We start from the raw sequence: 16,700 nt of genomic DNA, 5'->3' as shown, positions 1-16,700 counted from the left end.
AGCGCCGGCACGAAAGCGGATCCCTTGATGAAGCTGCACAAGGTCGGGCGGCGGTACGGGCTGCGCGGCCCCTGGGTGCTGCGCGACGTCGACCTCGAAGTGCCGCGCGGCGCGCTGCTGCGCTTCGAGGGCACGAACGGCAGCGGCAAATCCACGCTGCTGCGCCTGTGCGCCGGCATCGACGCGCCCAGTACGGGCCGTGTCACGGGGCGCCCCCGTACCGCGTACGTACCGGAGCGCTTCCCCGCCGCACTGCCGTTCACCGCCCTCGAGTACCTCAGCCACCTCGGGCGCGTCCACGGGCTGCGCGGCGCCGAGCCCGCCCGCCGGGCCACGGAGTGGCTGGAGCGCTTCGGGGCGGCCGGCCACGCCCGTACGCCGCTCGCCGAGCTCTCCAAGGGCACCAGCCAGAAGGTCGCCGTGGCCCAGGCGCTGCTCGCCGAGCCCGAACTGCTCGTCCTGGACGAGGCGTGGACCGGCCTGGACCGCACGGCGCGGGGCACCCTGGACCGCGCGGTGGCCGAGCGCGTCACGGCAGGTGGCACCGTCGTCTTCGTGGACCACGACCCGGCGCGCCTGGCCGGTGCCGCGGATGCCTGCTACCGGGTCGTGGACGCGGGCCTGCGGCCGCAGGAGACGGCCACGCGCGCGGCAGGGGCCACCACGGGGCCGTGCGTCACCGTCGTGGCGCAGGGACCGCCCGGCGCCGACCCGCCCGCCGGCCTCCCCGGGGCGCCCACCACCGCACCCGGCCCGGACGGCACGACCCGACTCACCGTGCCCGCCGCGCACTCCGACACGCTGCTGCACGCCCTGCTGACGGCCCGTCCGCCCTGGCACATCCACGCCGTGACTCCCGAAGAAGCCCGCCCCGACCGGACCGCACCGAGGCCCGAATCCCCGTGATCCCGCTGCTCCGTTACCACTTCGCGCTGCTCGTCGGTTCGCACCGCTGGCTGCCGCCCACCATCCTGTACGCCGCGTACGTGGCGATCGGCATCCGGGCCGGCGACCCGGTGCTCGACGGATTCGGGTACGTCGCGGCGCCCCTGCTGCCCGTGGCCGCGTGGCTGGTGCGGGCCGGCGTGACCGCCGAGCCGCCCGCCGCCCGGGCCTGCACCGCGGCGGCCGCCGGCCCCGGCCGCGCACACCTGGCGGCCGTGTCGACCGCCGCGCTGGCCGCGACGGCGCTCGGGGCGCTCGGTACGGCCTTCACCGCGCTCGTCTCCGACCCGCACAGCGCCGATCACCGGGTCGCCGTCCCGATGGGGCCCGCGACCCTCGCCGGGACGTTCACGGCCCTGTGCTGCGTCCTGCTGGGCACGGCCGTGGGGGCGCTGGCCAACCGGCCGGTGGTGCGCAGCCCCGGCCGGGCGATCCCCACCGCCGCGCTGGCCGCCCTGCTGCTGCTCGTCGCCGCGGGATCGCCCGCGAACGCCGCGGTCAGCGGTCTGGTGACCGGCTCGCCGCGCGGCACGGTGACCGTGCCCTGGCTGCCGCTGGGCATCGCCGCCATGATCACTGCGGCGGCCGTGGCCGGGGCCTGCGCGCTCAGCTCCCGGCGCACCTGAGCCGCGCGGGGGAACGGGAGCCCGGGCCCTCTAGGCTCGGGACCATGCCGTCCGACAGCCAGCGCCCCGCTCCCGCAACCGCACCGCCCGCGAGCTCCGAAGAGAAGACACCCGCCGCCCACCAAGGGGAGGCACCCGGCGCCTCTCAGCAGGAGCCACCCGCCACCTCCCCGGAGGAGACATCCGCCGCCCCTGAGGAGCCGTTCGCGGAGTGCGTCCTGTGCCGTGCGCCCACCGAGTACCCGGAGTCCACGCGGGGCATCGTGCTGTGCCCGCGCTGTGAGTGGGAGGAGGCCCAGCGCACCGCCTGCTCCGGTTAGCGGGCAGGCGGCGCGCGGTCACCGCGGGCGTACGGCGGCCGGGTCGGATCAGAACGGCCCGGTCACCGCGAACGTCGTCCCCGGCGTGTAGCAGTTCACGTACATCGTGCGCCCGTCCGGCGCGAAGGTGACGCCGGCGAACTCGCCCCACTCCGGCTTCTCCGCCGTCCCGATGTTCTGCCGGCCGCGCGCCATCGGGTACACCGCGCCCTTGCGCGTCACGCCGAAGACGTGCTGGGCGCCTTCGCCGTCCTCGCACACCATCAGGCCGCCGCTGGGCGCGAGGCATATGTTGTCCGGGGATTCACCGGGGAGTTGCAGGTCCGTGTCGGGCCCGAAGACGACCACGAGGGTCAGCCGCCGCGCCTTCGGGTCGTACCGCCACACCTGCCCGTAGTGGTCGGCGGCCGAGCCCTGGTCCCGGTGCGCGAAGCTGGACACGAAGTACACGCAGGAGCCGCCCCAGTAGCAGCCCTCCAGCTTCTGGGCGTGGGTGATGCCCTTGGGCCCGAAGTCCTGGAAGCGGATGGCGGTTTCCTTGGCGAGCGGGTCCGGGACGTCCACCCATTCGATGCGGTCGAACGTCGCGCCCGTCTCCTGGATGGCGGAGAGGTCCTTCACCCCCGGAACGCGCATCGCCTGGAGCCGGCCGCCCGCGCGCAGTGAACCGATGCCGCCCATCGGCTTCTTCGGGTGGAAGCGGTAGAAGAGCCCGAAGGGCTTCTCGAAGGCGTCCTCGGTCTCGTAGACCGTGCCGTCCCGTGGGTCGATGGCTATCGCCTCGTGCTGGAAGCGGCCCATGTCCGTGAGGGGTACGGCCCCGGTGCGGCGCGGGTCGTACGGGTCGACCTCGAAGATGAAGCCGTGGTCCTTGGTGTAGCCCTCCTCGCCCGCCTTGAACTCGGTCTCCTCGCAGGTCAGCCAGGTGTTCCACGGGGTGGGCCCGCCTGCGCAGTTGGTGGAGGTGCCGGCGATGGCGACCCGTTCGGAGACCACCCCGTTGTGCGCGTCGACCTCGATGGCCGTACAGCCGCCCTCGCCCATCGGGTCGTACGTGATGCCGGGCACGGTGGGCACCGCGGAGCGGGACTTGCGGCGGTTCTCGTGGTTCCGCACGAGGTGGGTGTGGCCCCGGCGGCCGCGGAAGGCCGCCATGCCGTCGCAGTTGCTCGGCACCTTGCCCTCTCCGGAGCGCAGCGGGTCGCCCTCCCGGGACAGCACCTTGTAGCGGAAGCCCTTGGGGAGGTCGAGCAGGCCGTCCGGGTCGGGAACCAGCGGTCCGTAACCGCCGCGGCCCATGGTCTGCGCGCTGGCGGTGCCGGCGAAGATCTCCGAGACGGCGCCGGAGAAGACGATCCCCGCTCCCACCGCGCCGGTTCTTGCGAGGATCTGACGTCGTGTTGCGGACATGAGGCAACTCCCTGCTGGCGGACAGGTGATGACCGCATGTGTGTACCACGCCACACGTCCGCCGGGAACCACGCGCGTAGAGGCATCGTGGGAAGCCCTGACCGGGTCTCCGGCGCCCTCGCGGGGGCGCCGGGGCCTACTTCTCCGTCAGCTGCTTCGCGTCCCGCGCCAGCGCCGTCAGACGCGATATCGCGCGGAAGTACTTCTTGCGGTAGCCGCCGTTGAGCATCTCCTCGCTGAACAGCTCGTCGAAGGGCTTGCCGGACGCCAGTACCGGCACCTCGCGGTCGTAGAGCCGGTCGGCCAGCACGACCAGCCGCAGCGCCGTGGACTGGTCCGGTACCGCCTGCACGTCGGTGAGGCAGACCGCCTGGATGCCGTCGCACATGGCGCCGTACCGGCTCGGGTGCACCTTCGAGAGGTGGTCCAGCAGCGCGGGGAAGTCGTCGAGCGAGGCGCCGGGGGTGGCGTACGCGACGCGGGTGACGGTCTCGTCGTCGAACGGCGCGGGCGCCTCGGGCAGACCGCGGTGGCGGTAGTCCTCGCCATCGATGCGCAGCGGCCGGAAGTGCGCGCTCAGGCCCTGGATCTCGCGCAGGAAGTCGGCGGCGGCGAAGCGGCCCTCGCCGAGCTTGCCGGGCAGCGTGTTCGAGGTGGCGGCCAGTGCCACGCCGTGCTCGACCAGCTTGGCGAGCAGGGAGGAGACCAGCACCGTGTCGCCGGGGTCGTCCAGTTCGAACTCGTCGATGCACAGCAGGCGGTGCCCGCTGAGGGTGCGGACCGTCTCCTGGAAGCCGAGCGCGCCGACCAGGTTGGTCAGCTCCACGAAGGTGCCGAACGCCTTGAGCTCCGGGGCGGCCGGCGTGGCGTGCCACAGGGAGGCCAGCAGGTGGGTCTTGCCGACGCCGTAGCCGCCGTCCAGGTAGACGCCGCGCGGCCCCTTGGGCGCCTCGGGCTTCTTCGAGAACCAGCGCCGCTTGCCCCCCGAAGCGCTCGCGGCACCCCCGATGCTCGCCGCGAAGGAGCTGAGCACCTGAACCGCCTCGGCCTGGCTGGGCTGTGCCGGGTCCGGGATGTACGTCTCGAAGCGCGCGCTCTGGAAGCGCGGCGGTGGCACCATCTCGGCGACCAGCCGGTCGGCGGGGACGTGCGGGGCGCGCGAGGTGAGCGCGGCCGGAGCCGCGTCGTCCGACGGTCCGGCGGCGGCCCGGCCGGCTATCGGAGAGGGCTGCGAGGGCGACGAGGGGTTCGAAGGTGACACAGCGCTCCAGCGTAGTCGCTGCCGGGTGGCGACCGGACCGCTGAGCGAGACATGTCACACGGCCTTCTCCGTGCCACACTGCGGCCTATGCGACGTCTGTTCCTTTCCCCAGCCCAGCCCGCGCCGTCCAAGAGCGGTTCGCCCGAAGGGGCCGCCGAAGCGGTGATGTCATCGCCGTCCGAGGGGTACCGGGAGTGGATGGACGAACGGGAATGGACGCTGGACGAGCTGGCCGAGGCCTACGCGTACCCGGTAGGGACGGGTGCGGCGGACGCGGGCACGGCGGCACACGGATGGCTGCGCGCCAACATGGTGTCCTCCGTGGACGGCGCCGCGCATCACGAAGGCCGCTCGCAGCCGCTCTCCAGCGACGCCGACATGCGCATCTTCGGGGTGCTGCGGGGGCTGGCCGACGCGGTGGTGGTCGGTGCGGAGACCGTGCGCAAGGAGGGGTACCGGCCGGCGAAGGCGCGGGAGGCGTTCGCGGCGCGTCGGGCGGCGGCCGGGCAGGGTCCGGCCCCGGCGATCGCCGTGGTGACCGCGAGCCTGGACCTGGACTTCTCGCTGCCGCTCTTCACGCAGCCGCTGGTCCCCACCGTGGTGCTGACCGGCGCGGGCGCCGACGCGGACCGGGTGCGGGAGGCGCGCGCGGCCGGCGCCGAGGTGGTCTTCGTCGGCGAGGGCGCGGGGGTGGACCCCGCCCGGGTGACCGGCGCGCTCGCGGACCGGGGGCTCACCCGGCTGCTCACGGAGGGCGGACCGCGGCTGCTCGGCCAGTTCGCCGCGGCCGGCGCGCTGGACGAGCTGTGCCTGTCGCTGGCGCCGCTGGTGGCGGCGGGAGACGCGCCGCGGATCATGAACGCGCCGGGCCTGGCGGTGCCGGAGCGGTTCCGGCTGGTGTCGGTGCTGGAGGAGGACGGGTTCCTGTTCACCCGCTACCGGCGGCCGTGAACCGTTTCATCGAGCGTCCTCGGCGATCGGCGGAATTCTTCGTTCCGCTTAGCTTCCATTGGGCACACTGAAGGACAAAGGCCCCGCTCCTCGGCGGGGCAGGATGGTTTCTGTCGGGCCGTTCCCCCGGGCGGCCCATGAAGCGGAGAAGAAGGGCACGCGTCGTGTTCACGAGCGTATTGATGATCGAGAAGCCTCTGACGCCCGCTGACGTGGAGTTCGTCACCACGCTGCACGGCGACGACGAGGTCTCCTTCGTCGTCCTCATGCAGCCGCGCGGCGAGCAGGACGTCTTGCTGCGGGCCATCGACGACGTCGCCCTCGGCGAGTTCGACGAGGCGGTGCGGGAGGGGGACGAGCCCGAGGGCGAGGAGGCGGAGCCGCCTGCGGAGCGCGCCTTGTCGTACACGCTGCAACAGCTCCGGAACGCGGGCGCCGAGGCCATCGGACAGGTGGTCGAGAACCACCCGCTGGACCTGCTGCGGTCGGTGGTCGACCAGACGGGGGCCGACGAGGTGATCGTGCTGACCGCGCCGCACTTCGTGGAGGAGTTCTTCCACCGGGACTGGGCCTCGCGCGCTCGGCACAAGGTCGGCGTGCCTGTGCTGAAGCTGTTTTCCCATGCGCCGGGTGAGCCGGGGCCGGCGGGGTCGGCGGGGTCGGCAGGGGAGCTGGGGCCGGCGGGTGAGCCGGGGCCGGCGGGGGAGCCGGCAGGGGAGCGGGACGAGCGGGCGGAGGGCTGAGGTCCTGAGGTCCTGAGGGGCGGTTGGTGTCCCTTGCCTGTCGTTGCCGGGTGCGGGGTTGTTTGCTGCCGCGGGGGCGTCTGACTTTTTGGCGGGTGCGGCGCCGTTTCGCCTGCGGCGGGCGGGGTCCGCTGCGCGGGGCTTGGCGTCACGGGGTCGGTCCTCCGCGGCAGGGGGTCCGGACTGCTTCGCTTTACGTCCGGGCCCCCTACCGCTGCGGCCCGCCCCCTCCCGTCGTGGTGGGTGAAAAACAGGGCCGGAAGGGGTGCCGCTGAGCGGTCTGCTGTCCGCCGTCACATGGCCAGTGGTGTGCCGAGTTTGCCGTCCAGGACCTCTGCGACGGTGTCTGCTGCGGTCAGGTGGGTGTGGTCGTGGGTGACCAGCACGGTGGCTGTGGCGCGTTCGTGGGTGAGGGTGGTCAGCAGGTTCAGTACGGCCGTGCCGCGTTCCTGGTCCAGGGCGCTGGTCGGTTCGTCGACCAGGAGGACGGCCGGCTCGTTCATGAGGGCCCGCGCGATGTTGACCCGTTGGCGTTGGCCGCCCGAGAGCTGGTGGGGTCGGCGGCCGGCGAGGTCGGCCAGGCCTACCGCGGCCAGGAGGTCGCGCGCTCGTGACGCCGCCTTGCGGGGTGATCGACCGGCCAGGTGGGCCATCGCCTGGAGCTGTTCGGCCGCGGTCAAGGAAGGCAGCAGGTTGGGCTGCTGGAACACGGTGCCGACCTTGTCACGGCGGAGCGAGGCCAGCTGCGCGCGGCTCAGCCCGGTGGTGGGTACGCCGTCGATCGTGACGGTGCCGCGGTCCGGGGTGATCAGGGTGGCGGCCACCGCCAGCAGGCTGGACTTGCCGGACCCCGAGGGGCCGATGACGGCGGTCGTCGTGCCGGCCGGCACGTGGAGTGAGACGGCGTCCAGTGCGGTCAGGCGGGTGTCGCCGTCGGGGTAGGTCAGGGTGACGTCGGTCAGATCGAGGCTCACGGGGCGCTCCACGGGGGCTTCGGGGCGATGCGGGGGTCGGGGTGATGGTCGGGCGTCACCGGGCGCTTCCCAGGGCCGTCAGCGGGTCTACGGAGGTGATGCGGCGGACGGCCAGCGCGGCGCCCAGGGCGCCCAGGGCGATCATGATCAGCGCCGGTACGAGGACGGTGGTCGGGTCGAGTACGAAGGGGACGGCGCCGGCGACCGCCGCGCCCACGCCGACGGTGAGTGCGGTGCCCAGGCCCGTACCGAGGGCCAGCAGGACGACGGCCTGTCCCAGCGCGTCCCTGAGGAGGTAGCGGGTCGAGGCGCCGAGCGCCTTCAGTACGGCCACGTCGCCGCTGCGCTGGATCGTCCACACGGTGAAGAACGCTCCGATGACCAGCGCCGAGATGACGAAGAGGAAGCCGCGCATCATTTGGAGCGAGCCGTTCTCGGCGGTGTAGGAGCCGATGGCCTGCAGGGCGTCGGTGGGAGTCACTGTTCTGGTGCCGAGCCGTCGGTCGGCCGCCGCCAGGTCGCCGGCGGCGGCCCGGGTGTTCAGGGCGAGGACGGTCGAGCCCTTCGTGCCGCCGCTCACCCGCTGCCAGTCGTGGAGGGAGAGCCACACGACGGGGGTGTGGCTGTACATCCCCTCGCCTGCGACGGCGGCCACCTGTAGGCGCTGCCCGGCGAGTGCGAGCCGGTCGCCGGCCCGTAGGCCCAGTGTCTCGGCGGCCTTCCGGGAGAGCACGGCGCTGCCGGTCGCGATCCGCCGGGCGTCCGGGGCCGTACGGGAGCCGGGGCGGACTCCGAAGGCGGACACCGCCGCGTTCCGTGCGCCGGACTCGGCCTTCGTGGTGGCGATGCCCAGCGGCTCGGCCCGCTCGACCCCGGGTACGGCGGCCCAGCGCTCGGCCGTCTCCGCGCTGACGTGCGAGTCGGCGAACGATACGTCGTCGCCCCCGGCGGGGGAGGAGAAGACGAGGCGGTCGGCGGGCAGGTCGGTGATCGCCGAGGTGTTCTCCCGGCCCAGGCCGGCCGTCAGGCCGGACAGCAGCCCCACCAGCACGGTGATCAGCACGATGACGGTCCCCATCAGGGCGAACCGGCCCTTGGCGAACCTCAGATCTCTCCAGGCGACGAACACGGCCCTCGGATGTCCTTTGCGTACGGTGCCGGGCCCGGTGCCCGGCGGCTGTCGTCCAATCTCGCCGGGCCGGGGTGTCCCGGGCATCGCGCCGTGGAGGGCTTCACGCGGATCGGAAGGGGGCAGGAACGGTCAATCTTTCGGTTGATGCCTGAGGGGCGGGCTCCGCCTAGCCTTGAGGGGCATCGGCCCGGCCCCTTCGGGGCGGATCGATGCTTCGTAGGAGCGCGGTGACGCGCCGCACGAGTACGCGACCGGAATGAGCACGTGAACCCGCACTCCCTCACCCCCGTACTCCGTGTGCTGCGCCTCTGCCTGCACCTGATGGTCGCCGCGCTGCTGGCGCTCGCCGGGGCCCGCGCGACCGCCGCGCACACGCCCGACGCGCCGGCCGTCATCGGGGCGACGGTCGTGCTCGCCCTCGTGTACGCGCTCGGTCCGGTACTCCCCAAGGTCTCCGCGGCACCGGCCGCCGCAGCCCTCTGGCTGGCCGCCGTACTGGCCGTATGGGCGACCCTGGTCCTGCTCACCCCGGACGGCGTGTGGCTCGCCTTCCCGCTCTTCTTCGTGCAGCTCCACCTGCTGCCCCTGAGGTGGGCGCTGCCGCTCGTCGCGGCCACCACCGCCGTGGCCGTCGGGGGCTTCGGGTGGCACGCCGGCACACTCACCGTGGGCACGGTGCTCGGACCCGCCCTCGGCGCGGCCGTCGCGGTCGCCGTCGTCCTCGGGTACCAGGCGCTGTACCGGGAGAGCGAGCAGCGCCGCCGTGTCGTCGAGGAGCTGACGGCGACCCGCGGCGAGCTGGCCGCCGCCGAACGCACCGCGGGCGTCCTGGCCGAGCGCGAACGGCTGGCCCGCGAGATCCACGACACCCTCGCCCAAGGCCTGTCCAGCATCCAGCTGCTGCTGCGCGCCGCGGAACGCTCCCTGCCCGACCGGCCGGGAGACGCCCTCGGCCACGTACGGCACGCCCGCGAGGCCGCCGTCGACAACCTCGCCGAGGCCCGCCGCTTCGTGCACGCCCTGAGCCCGCCGGGCCTGGACCACAGCTCGCTGCCCGCCGCCCTGGAACGGCTGTGCGCCACCACGGCACGCGCCTCGGGGCTGGCCGTGCACTGCCAGGTGTCCGGTACGCCCGCGGGGCTGCCCACCGCCCAGGAGGTCGCCCTGCTCCGTATCGCCCAGTCGGCGCTGGCCAACACGGTGCGGCACGCCGCGGCACAACGGGTGGAACTGACCCTCAGCTACATGGACACCGAGGTCGCCCTCGATGTCGTGGACGACGGCGCCGGTTTCCGGCCCGACGCGGTCCCGGCGCCCGGCACCGACACCGAAGGCTCCGGCTTCGGCCTTGCCGCGATGCGTGCCCGGGCGCGGGCTCTGCACGGCACCTTCGTGGTCGAATCGGCGCCGGGGGAGGGCACGGCCGTCGCGGTCACCCTGCCGTTCGCGCACCCGTCCACCGCCACCACGCCGTCCGGCCCCTCCGAACAGGACCGCACGTGACCGACGCCCCGTACACCGGCAGTCCCGCCGCACCGGAAGGCGGCCGCATCCGCCTCCTGCTGGCCGACGACCACCCTGTCGTACGCGCCGGGCTGCGGGCCGTACTGGAGACCGAACCGGACTTCGAAGTGGTCGCCGACGTGCCCACCGCCGAGGAAGCCGTGGCGCTCGCGGCCCGGCCCGGCGTCGACGTGGTCCTCATGGACCTCCAGTTCGCCGGTGAGATGCGCGGCCCGCAGGCCACCGCGGAGATCACCGCCCGGGACGGCGCCCCGCGCGTCCTGGTGCTCACCACGTACGACACGGACGCCGACATCCTCGCCGCCATCGAGGCAGGCGCCACCGGCTACCTCCTCAAGGACGCGCCGCCCGAGGAGCTGGCCGCCGCCGTCCGCACGGCAGCGGCGGGGAAGTCGGCACTCGCGCCGGCCGTCGCGCTGCGCCTGATGGACCGCATGCGCACTCCGGCGGCCGCGCTCTCGCGCCGCGAGACCGAGGTGCTGCAACTGGTCGCCGACGGCCTGTCCAACGCGCAGATCAGCAAGCGGCTCTTCCTCAGCCAGGCGACCGTGAAGTCCCACCTCGTGCACATCTACACCAAGCTGGGGGTCGACTCGCGCACGTCCGCGGTCGCGGCGGCGACGGCGCAGGGGATCGTCCGGCGCTGATCCGCGCCGTGGTGGCGGGTGCCGACCGGCCGCGGCCGGGTTTGTCGGTGCGGGGTGCGAGAATCGAGCCCGACCGACAAGCCCGCCGGCGACCGCCGGCCGAGCAGACCGACCAGGGAGACGTCACGATGGCACCCGGCATCCCCGCCGCGATGGACCGACCGCACTTCATCGGCATCGGCGGCGCCGGCATGTCCGGCATCGCGAAGATCCTGGCGCAGCGCGGCGCCGCCGTCGCGGGCAGCGACGCCCGGGAGTCGGCGACCGTCCTGGCCCTCCGTGAGGCCGGCGCCACGGTCCACATCGGCCACGCCGCCGAGCATCTCGGCGCGGACGCCACCAGCGTCGTCGTCTCCTCCGCCATCCGCGCCGACAACCCGGAGCTGGCCGCGGCGGCCGAGCGAGGCATCCCCGTCGTGCACCGCTCCGACGCGCTGGCCGCCCTGATGGACGGCGCCCGCCCGATCGCCGTCGCCGGCACGCACGGCAAGACGACCACCACCTCCATGCTGGCCGTCGCGCTCACCACCCTGGGTCTCGACCCGTCGTACGCCATCGGGGGCGACCTCGACGCGCCCGGCTCCAACGCCCGGCACGGCGCCGGCGAGATCTTCGTGGCCGAGGCCGACGAGTCGGACCGCAGCTTCCACAAGTACGCCCCGGAAGTCGCGATCATCCTCAACGTCGAGCTGGACCACCACGCCAACTACGCCTCGATGGAGGAGATCTACGAGTCCTTCGAGACGTTCGTGGCCCGGGTCCGCCCCGGCGGCACCCTCGTCGTCTCCGCCGACCACCCCGGCGCCCGCGAGCTGACCTCCCGCCTCGCCGGTCGCGCCGACGTCCAGGTGGTCACGTACGGCGAGGCCGAGGACGCCGACGTACGGGTCTTCAAGATCAACCAGCGCGGGCTGACCAGCGAGGTCACCGTCACCCTCGCGAACGGCAAGGTCCTCACCTTCACCGTCTCGGTGCCCGGCCGGCACTACGCCCTCAACGCCGTCGCGGCCCTCGCCGCCGGCACCGCGCTCGGCCTCCCGCCGCACAACCTGGCATCGGCCCTCGGCTCGTACACCGGCGTCAAGCGCCGCCTCCAGCTCAAGGGCGAGGCCAAGGGCGTCCAGGTCATCGATTCCTACGCGCACCACCCCACCGAGATGACCGCCGACCTGGAGGCGATCCGCGGCGCCGCGGCCGGTTCCCGCGTCCTCGTCGTCTTCCAGCCGCATCTCTTCTCCCGCACCCAGGAGCTGGGCCGCGAGATGGGCCAGGCGCTGGCGCTGGCCGACGCCTCCGTGGTCCTGGACATCTACCCGGCCCGCGAGGACCCGATCCCGGGCGTGACCAGCGACATGATCGTCAAGGCCGCCGAGGCGGCCGGCGCGACGGTGACCGCCGAGCACGACAAGGCCGCGATCCCCGAGGTCATCGCCGGAATGGCAGGCCCGGGTGACCTTGTTCTGACCATGGGCGCGGGTGACGTGACGGAGCTGGGACCCGAGATCCTGGCCCGCCTCGACGCCTGAGGCGGCCCCACCGGACACCCACCGGCCCGAAGGAGCGAGACCATGGCCTACGAGATCGACAAGCCCGACGAGCAGTGGCGCGCCGAGCTGAGCCCCGCGGAGTACCACGTCCTGCGCGAGGCCGGCACGGAGCCCGCCTTCGTCGGCGAGTACACCGACACCGAGACGCCCGGCGTCTACTCCTGCCGGGCGTGCGGCGCCGAACTGTTCCGCTCGGACACGAAGTTCGCCAGCCACTGCGGCTGGCCGTCCTTCTACGACCCGAAGGACTCCGACGCCGTCGAGCTGCTGGAGGACCGTAGCCACGGAATGGTCCGTACGGAGGTGCGCTGCGCCCGCTGCGGCTCCCACCTGGGTCACGTCTTCGAGGGCGAGGGCTACCCCACCCCCACCGACCAGCGCTACTGCATCAACTCCATCTCGCTGCGGCTGGCTCCGGAAGAGGGCTGAGCCCGTGGGCCGGCCGAGCGGCCCGGGCCCGCTTCCCGCAGGTGAGTGACGAGGCCCTGCCCGAGAGGCGGGGCCTCGCTCGCATGTGCCTCGTAGCCTGCCGCCGGGCGGGTGCGGGAGTCGGCCGGCGGCAGGCTGCGCCGCGCTTCACCGCGCGGCGTACCGGAAACCGTTGCGGTACTCGGTCGGCGTGGTCGCCAGTTGGCGGCGGAAGGCCCGGATGAGGGTGTCGACGGTGCCGAAGCCGCAGGTCGCGGCGATGCGTTCGAGGGTCTCGTCGGTCGACTCCAGCCGGTTGCGGGCGAGTTCGACGCGGGCGGACTCGATGTAGGCGGCCGGTGTCGTGCCGAGGTCGGCCTTGAAGATGCGCGAGAGCTGCCGCTCGGAGACGTGGGCGTACGCGGCCAGGTCGGCGAGGCCGAGAGGCCGGGACAGGTTGCGGCCGATGTACTGCCGCAGGTCCTCGATGCGGCGGGTCGGGGAGACCGGTTCGAGGGGTACGGAGAACTGGCTCTGCCCGCCGGGGCGCTTGAGGTACATCACGAGCTGGCGGGCCACCCGAAGGGCGGCGGCCTCGCCGAAGTCCTCGGCGACCAGGGCCAGGGACAAATCCAGGCAGGAGCTGATGCCCGCGCCGGTCCACACGGCGCCGTCGCGGATGAAGATCGGGTCGGCGTCCACGGTGACGGCGGGGTGGTCGGCGGCGAGCTGGCGGGCGGTCGACCAGTGCGTGGTCGCGCGCTTCCCGTCGAGCAGGCCCGCGGCGGCCAAGAGGTGGGCGCCGACGCACACGGAGGCGATGCGGCGCGCGGCGCCCGCGAGCTGTGCGACGCGTGCGGTGACGGCCGGGTCCGCCAGGGCGGTCACGCGCCGGTCGGCGTCGATGCGGACGGAGCCGGGGACCAGGAGCGTGTCGATGCTCCGGCCGGTCACCTCCTCGAACGTGGTGTCGGGCAGGACCCGCACGCCGGCCGCGGTGGTGACCGGCTCCGCGGTCTCGGCGGCCAGTAGCACCTCGTAGCCGGTGTCGGAGTCGACCTCGCGCTGCAAGAGGGCGAACACCTCCGGCGGGCCGGTGATGTCCAACAGGTCGACCCCGTCGAAGACGACGATGACGACGAGGCGTTTCGGTGCGGCCACGCTTCCCCCTGGGTGTCCGGATCTGCAAGTCGGATGACATTGCAGACATCAGCGCGCGGATCGTAGCGTCGAACACGTCGGCGCCGCCAGGCGGCCGGCGCCCCAACACCCCGCCTGAGAAGGGCTTCTGCCATGCCTACGACGACGCTGCGCCAGGTCAACGGATTCGACGAGACCCCGGCGTCCCTCGCCGACGCCACACTGATCATGGTCGACTTCCAGAACACCTACACGCGGGGCGTGATGGAGCTGACCGGCTGGCGCGCCGCCCTGGACGCCGCGGCGGCGCTGCTGGCGCGGGCGCGCGAGGCGGGGACGCCGGTCGTCCACGTCGTCCACGACGGCGGTCCGGACACCCCGTACGACATCCGTGCGGAGATCGGCGCCGTCCACCCCGACGTGGCCCCCGTGGACGGGGAGCCGGTCGTGGTGAAGCACGCGCCGAACTCGTTCCACGGCACCGACCTCCAGCAGCAGATCGAGGCCGCCGGTCGCAAGGACGTGATCATCGCCGGCTTTATGACGCACATGTGCGTCACCTTCACCGCCGAAGGTGCGTTCCTGCGCGGCTACGCGCCCACCGTCGTCGCCGACGCCTGCGCCACGCGGCCCCTGACGGGCGGCGGTACCGAGCTGACCGCCGAGCAGATCCACCACAGTGCGCTCGCCACGATCGGGGACCTCTACGGCGTCGTCGTACCGAAGGGCGCCGACCTGGCGTGACGTTTCGGCGGCCCGTGGGCCTGCGCACGGCCTCACTGCACGGTGCGCGTCAGTACCTTCCCCAGGTCGTACCGCACCGGCTCCTCCAGCTGGGCGTACGTGCAGCTCTCCGGGGCGCGGTCCGGGCGCCAGCGGCGGAACTGGGCCGTGTGCCGGAAGCGCTGCTCGTTCTCCATGTGGTCGTACGCCACCTCCAGGACGCGCTCCGGGCGCAGCGGCAGCCAGGACAGGTCCTTCTTGCCGCTCCAGCGGCTGGGCGCGCCGGGCATCCGCGCGGACTCGTGCGCCTCGGCGTTCGCCCAGTCCGCCCACGGGTGGCCCGCCGCCGACTCCATGCGCAGCGGTTCCAGCTCCGCCACCAGCTCCTCGCGGCGCTTCATGGAGAACGCGGCGCACACGCCTACGTGCTGCAGCGCGCCGGCCGCATCGTAGAGGCCCAGCAGCAGTGAGCCGACCACCGGGCCGCTCTTGTGGTAGCGGAAGCCGGCCAGTACGCAGTCCGCCGTGCGCTCGTGCTTGACCTTGACCATGACCCGTTCGTCGGGCCGGTACGGCATGTCCAGCGGCTTGGCGAGCACGCCGTCCAGCCCCGCGCCCTCGTACTGCGTGAACCACTCGGCCGCGACATCGGGGTCCGTGGTGGCGGGTGCGAGGTGCACGGGGGCCTCGGCGCCCCGCAGCGCTTCGGTGAGCCGCGCCCGCCGCTCCTTCTGGGGCGTGCGCAGCAGCGCTTCGTTGTCCAGCGCCAGCAGGTCGAACGCCACGAAGCCGGCCGGGGTCCGCTCGGCCAGCGTGTCCACCCGGGACTTGGCGGGGTGGATGCGCTCGGTGAGCGCATCGAAGTCCAGCCGGTCGCCGCGCGCGATCACGATCTCGCCGTCGAGGACGCAGCGCGCGGGCAGATTGGCGCGCACCGCCTCGACCAGCTCGGGGAAGTAGCGGGTGAGGGACTTGCCGGTACGGCTGCCGAGCTCCACCTCGTCGCCGTCCCGGAAGACGATGGCCCGGAAGCCGTCCCACTTGGCCTCGTACTGCATGCCGGGCGGGATCTTCGCCGCCGGCTTCGCCAGCATCGGCTTCACGGGTGGCATCACCGGGAGATCCATGCCTCGATTGTGCTCGTACGTCCCACATGTCGCCCGACGAGTGCACCCGGCCGCGCGGCCGGCGCCCGACGAGCGCCCCCACCCGGGTGCCCTTACCGTGGCGCTCATGGGCGGTTCAGGTGGCGCCGGAGCCACGAGCGGTGCCAAGGGTGCGAACGACGCCGAAGGCGGCGCGAAGGGCAGCCGAAAGCGTGCGGGCGGCGCGGCGACGGAGATCGAGGCCGGCGGCCGTACCGTACGGCTGTCGCATCCGGACAAGGTCTACTTCCCGGAGCGCGGCTTCACCAAGCTGGACGTGGCGCAGTACTACCTGGCCGTCGGCGACGGCATCCTCCGCGCGCTGCACGACCGGCCGACGACCCTGGAGCGGTACCCGGACGGCGTCACCGGCGAATCGTTCTTCCAGAAGCGCGCCCCGAAGAACAAGCCCGACTGGCTCCCGACGGCGCACATCACCTTCCCCAGCGGCCGGTCCGCCGACGAGATCTGCCCCACCGAACTCGCCGCCGTGCTCTGGGCGGCCAACCTCGGCTGCCTGACCTTCCACCCCTGGCCGGTCCGCCGCGACCGGCCCGACCACCCCGACGAGCTGCGCATCGACCTCGACCCGCAGCCGGGCACCGACTACGCGGACGCCGTACGGGCCGCACACGAGCTGCACGCGCTCCTGGACGAGCTCGGGCTGCGCGGCTGGCCGAAGACCTCCGGGGGTCGCGGCCTGCACGTCTACGTGCCGATCGAGCCGCGCTGGACCTTCACCGAGGTGCGGCGCGCGGCCATCACGCTCGGCCGCGAGCTGGCCCGCCGGATGCCCGACCAGGTCACCACGGCCTGGTGGAAGGAGGAGCGCGGCACCCGGGTCTTCGTGGACTACAACCAGATGGCGCGGGACCGCACCATCGCCTCCGCCTACTCGGTGCGGCCCCGGCCGCAGGCCACGGTGTCCGCGCCGCTGCGCTGGGACGAGCTGGACGACGCCGAGCCGCTCGACTTCGACCTGGCCACGATGCCGGCCCGGTACGCGGAACGGGGCGACGTGCACGCCGACATGGCCGACCAGGCCTTCGGACTGGAGCCCGTGTTCGCACTCGCCGAGCGCGATGCCGAACTCGGCGACCTGCCCTACCCGCCCGACCACCCGAAGATGCCCGGCGAGCCCACCCGCGTCCAGCCGAGCCGCGCCCGGCACTGAGGCGGGGCATCGGCCGGCTCTCAGGGGCGG

At 73.4% G+C, this 16,700-nt stretch carries 17 protein-coding genes; 11 read left to right on the top strand and 6 right to left on the bottom strand.

The genetic code is table 11. The annotated features are described in order from the left end of the window. The first annotated feature begins 27 nt into the window (after positions 1-27). The 3 genes from IF20_RS29595 to IF20_RS29585 are packed head-to-tail and all read left to right on the top strand — an operon-like array spanning position 28 to position 1,891. A complete protein-coding gene (locus IF20_RS29595; RefSeq protein WP_052868432.1) occupies positions 28-906 on the top strand; it encodes an ATP-binding cassette domain-containing protein in 879 nt (292 codons plus the stop codon). Next, entirely contained in the window at positions 903-1,571 is a 669-nt protein-coding gene (locus IF20_RS29590; RefSeq protein WP_052868431.1) for a hypothetical protein, read from the top strand. Before IF20_RS29595 ends, IF20_RS29590 begins: the two co-directional genes overlap by 4 nt. Before the next feature lie 44 nt (positions 1,572-1,615). Continuing rightward, complete coding sequence (locus IF20_RS29585; protein ID WP_052868430.1) at positions 1,616-1,891, top strand: hypothetical protein; 276 nt, start codon at positions 1,616-1,618, stop codon at positions 1,889-1,891. Positions 1,892-1,939: 48 nt separating this feature from the next. Here IF20_RS29585 and IF20_RS29580 read toward each other — a convergent pair whose 3' ends face one another. Both IF20_RS29580 and zapE read right to left on the bottom strand, forming a co-directional pair. Then, positions 1,940-3,301, bottom strand: a complete 1,362-nt coding sequence (locus tag IF20_RS29580) for an alkaline phosphatase PhoX (protein ID WP_052868429.1) — start codon at positions 3,299-3,301, stop codon at positions 1,940-1,942. 136 nt (positions 3,302-3,437) lie between these two features. Beyond that, positions 3,438-4,520: a cell division protein ZapE gene (gene zapE / locus IF20_RS29575; protein WP_052868462.1), complete on the bottom strand. Its 1,083-nt coding sequence runs from the start codon at positions 4,518-4,520 to the stop codon at positions 3,438-3,440. Between the two features lie 207 nt (positions 4,521-4,727). Here zapE and IF20_RS29570 point away from each other — a divergent pair, with 207 nt between their 5' ends. Next, positions 4,728-5,513, top strand: a complete 786-nt coding sequence (locus tag IF20_RS29570; protein WP_052868428.1) for a pyrimidine reductase family protein — start codon at positions 4,728-4,730, stop codon at positions 5,511-5,513. 182 nt (positions 5,514-5,695) lie between these two features. After that, complete coding sequence (locus tag IF20_RS29565) at positions 5,696-6,256, top strand: collagen-like triple helix repeat-containing protein (RefSeq protein WP_407702567.1); 561 nt, start codon at positions 5,696-5,698, stop codon at positions 6,254-6,256. Between the two features lie 293 nt (positions 6,257-6,549). Here the strand turns inward: IF20_RS29565 and IF20_RS29560 are convergent, their stop codons facing one another. Both IF20_RS29560 and IF20_RS29555 read right to left on the bottom strand, forming a co-directional pair. Continuing rightward, positions 6,550-7,230 (bottom strand): ABC transporter ATP-binding protein, encoded by a 681-nt coding sequence (locus IF20_RS29560; RefSeq protein ID WP_052868427.1) that lies wholly within the window; start codon positions 7,228-7,230, stop codon positions 6,550-6,552. A 55-nt stretch (positions 7,231-7,285) separates the two neighbouring features. After that, the gene (locus IF20_RS29555; protein ID WP_052868426.1) at positions 7,286-8,359 is read right to left on the bottom strand and encodes an ABC transporter permease; all 1,074 of its coding nucleotides are present in this window, start codon (positions 8,357-8,359) and stop codon (positions 7,286-7,288) included. 267 nt (positions 8,360-8,626) lie between these two features. On the opposite strand from IF20_RS29555, the gene IF20_RS29550 reads away from it, so the two are divergent. The 4 genes from IF20_RS29550 to msrB all read left to right on the top strand — a co-directional run bounded on the left by IF20_RS29550 (position 8,627) and on the right by msrB (position 12,509). Next, positions 8,627-9,865, top strand: a complete 1,239-nt coding sequence (locus tag IF20_RS29550) for a sensor histidine kinase (protein ID WP_052868425.1) — start codon at positions 8,627-8,629, stop codon at positions 9,863-9,865. Further along, a complete protein-coding gene (locus IF20_RS29545) occupies positions 9,862-10,533 on the top strand; it encodes a response regulator (protein ID WP_052868424.1) in 672 nt (223 codons plus the stop codon). The genes IF20_RS29550 and IF20_RS29545 overlap by 4 nt, the downstream gene beginning before the upstream one ends. Before the next feature lie 128 nt (positions 10,534-10,661). Further along, positions 10,662-12,059 carry a UDP-N-acetylmuramate--L-alanine ligase gene (gene murC, locus IF20_RS29540; protein WP_052868423.1) on the top strand — a complete coding sequence of 466 codons (1,398 nt, stop codon included), beginning with the start codon at positions 10,662-10,664 and terminating at the stop codon, positions 12,057-12,059. 42 nt (positions 12,060-12,101) lie between these two features. After that, entirely contained in the window at positions 12,102-12,509 is a 408-nt protein-coding gene (gene msrB / locus IF20_RS29535) for a peptide-methionine (R)-S-oxide reductase MsrB (RefSeq protein WP_052868422.1), read from the top strand. A gap of 147 nt (positions 12,510-12,656) precedes the next feature. Here msrB and IF20_RS29530 read toward each other — a convergent pair whose 3' ends face one another. Next, complete coding sequence (locus tag IF20_RS29530; protein WP_052868421.1) at positions 12,657-13,649, bottom strand: GlxA family transcriptional regulator; 993 nt, start codon at positions 13,647-13,649, stop codon at positions 12,657-12,659. A gap of 132 nt (positions 13,650-13,781) precedes the next feature. On the opposite strand from IF20_RS29530, the gene IF20_RS29525 reads away from it, so the two are divergent. Beyond that, on the top strand, positions 13,782-14,372 hold the full coding sequence (locus tag IF20_RS29525; protein WP_052868420.1) for a cysteine hydrolase family protein: 591 nt from the start codon (positions 13,782-13,784) through the stop codon (positions 14,370-14,372). Between the two features lie 32 nt (positions 14,373-14,404). Here the strand turns inward: IF20_RS29525 and IF20_RS29520 are convergent, their stop codons facing one another. Next, positions 14,405-15,478 carry an ATP-dependent DNA ligase gene (locus tag IF20_RS29520; RefSeq protein WP_052868419.1) on the bottom strand — a complete coding sequence of 358 codons (1,074 nt, stop codon included), beginning with the start codon at positions 15,476-15,478 and terminating at the stop codon, positions 14,405-14,407. Positions 15,479-15,584: 106 nt separating this feature from the next. On the opposite strand from IF20_RS29520, the gene ligD reads away from it, so the two are divergent. Continuing rightward, entirely contained in the window at positions 15,585-16,670 is a 1,086-nt protein-coding gene (gene ligD, locus IF20_RS29515) for a non-homologous end-joining DNA ligase (protein ID WP_110944646.1), read from the top strand. Positions 16,671-16,700: the final 30 nt, after the last annotated feature.

It is taken from the genome of Streptomyces niger (assembly GCF_000718305.1).
In the GTDB taxonomy this organism is placed as follows: domain Bacteria; phylum Actinomycetota; class Actinomycetes; order Streptomycetales; family Streptomycetaceae; genus Streptomyces; species Streptomyces niger.
The sequence above is the reverse complement of the archived record's forward strand: the minus strand, read 5'-3'. Positions and strand labels throughout refer to the sequence as shown.